General features: G+C 65.5%; 3 protein-coding genes. All 3 read right to left on the bottom strand.

Annotation, left to right across the window (positions count from 1 at the left end):
- Nucleotides 1-676: IS66 family transposase zinc-finger binding domain-containing protein (locus B7G53_RS22245; RefSeq protein ID WP_176491459.1), on the bottom strand; the 676-nt coding region annotated here is incomplete at its 3' end.
- A 79-nt stretch (nucleotides 677-755) separates the two neighbouring features.
- The gene (gene tnpB / locus B7G53_RS22240) at nucleotides 756-1,097 is read right to left on the bottom strand and encodes an IS66 family insertion sequence element accessory protein TnpB (protein ID WP_176491458.1); all 342 of its coding nucleotides are present in this window, start codon (nucleotides 1,095-1,097) and stop codon (nucleotides 756-758) included.
- Entirely contained in the window at nucleotides 1,094-1,462 is a 369-nt protein-coding gene (gene tnpA, locus B7G53_RS22235) for an IS66-like element accessory protein TnpA (RefSeq protein WP_141396442.1), read from the bottom strand. The genes tnpB and tnpA overlap by 4 nt, the downstream gene beginning before the upstream one ends.
- Nucleotides 1,463-1,541: the final 79 nt, after the last annotated feature.

Here is a 1,541-nt window from a genome sequence, read left to right as displayed (position 1 = left end):
GCTCTTGCCGGTAGTAGGGGATGTGATCCACGAAGCGGCTGATGACGGTGTGAGCCTGCAGGCCGGGCGTTGGCAGCGCGTTGTCAAATACCTGGGGCGCGGCCGGCTCCTGCACCAGAAGCTGGCAACACTTGCAGGCCCACTTGCCCCGAATCTGGCGCTGCACAAAGAACTGCGCCGGGATGATGTCCAGCCGCTCGCTGATGTCCTCGCCCACGCGCACCATCGGCTGGCCGCATTCGGGCGTCGGGCAGTTCGTGTCCTCGGGCTCCACGCGCTGGTCAACGCGCGGCAGGTGCGCTGCAAGGGGTTCGCGCTTGGGTTGGCGGCGGGGTTGCTGCTCGGGTGCGCTGCGACTTGTGCCGGCCCCGTTCTGCAAAGCGGCCAGTTGGGCTTCAAGACTGGCCTGGTCGGCCGCCAGGGTTTCTTCGAAGATGTCCCGCTGCTCGGCGTTCATGCGCTCGGTCTTGGCACCGAACTTCCAGGCTTTGAGCCGCGCCAGCTGAAACGTGATGCTTTCGATCTTCGCGTCGCGCCACTTGATGGCCTGCGCCTGGGTGTCGATGCGCTTGCTTTGCTCACCGATGTGCGCCAGCATCTGCGCCGCCATGGCGGCCAGCTCGCCCGCGCTCAGCGCCTTGAGGTCCTCGGGTTTGATTGCATGCACGTTGAGCATGCGCCATTGTGCAAGCCCAGCGCATGATCGAACACTGGGGCTTGTTCCAATTGCGTTGAATTGCCCGCTTGGGTTGCGCTCATATCCGGGTGATTCGCCGCAGTTGTTCCAGGCGCTGCCACGGCAGCCCGAGCACCAGGGCGTCGAACTGGTCTTTGCTCAGCGTGACAGGAGCAGCGTCGATGGCGCCACCGCGCGGCCACTCGAAGGCGCCTTTGTTCAAGCGGCGTGCTGCGCACCAGACTCCGAAGCCGTCGTGCACCAGCAGCTTGATGCGCGTTGAGCGGGCATTGGCGAAGAGGTAGCCGTGGTGCGCCTGCGCGGCGCCGAAGACTTGAACCACCCTGGCCAGCAGCCGATCAGCGCCGGCGCGCATGTCAATGGGCTGGACCGCCAGCCACAGCGCGTCGATCCGGATCATCGCAGCAGCTCGCGCATCCAGGCCGCGCATTGCGCTGCGGCCTGGCAGGGCCAGCTCACGCTGATGGCGGTTGCGCCTCGGCGCAGCTCGATACGGATGTCCAAGGACGCTGGCTCAGCGGGTTGCTGGCACACCGGGATGAACGCGGGCGCCACTGCGGCAGGCACCAAGTGAGCACCGCCGCGCTGCCGGGCTTCGACGATCCAGCGGCGCGCCAGGTTCGCATTGACTCCGTTGGCCATGGCCACTGCGGCGATCGAGACGCCAAGCGGTTGGCAAGCGGCGACGACCTGGGCCTTGAACTCGGGGCTGTGTTTGCGGCGACGCGGAGCGCGAACGCCAGTTTCATTGGAGATAGTGTGCACGTGTCCACCTAAAGTTAAGTGGACACGAGGCTCCTATAAAGCTTGATCGGCTTCAAGATGCCACGGCCAGACGCTTACG

The organism is Polaromonas sp. AET17H-212, assembly GCF_002379085.1.
Lineage (GTDB): Bacteria > Pseudomonadota > Gammaproteobacteria > Burkholderiales > Burkholderiaceae_C > Polaromonas.
This window is presented reverse-complemented; position numbering and strand designations above follow the sequence as displayed.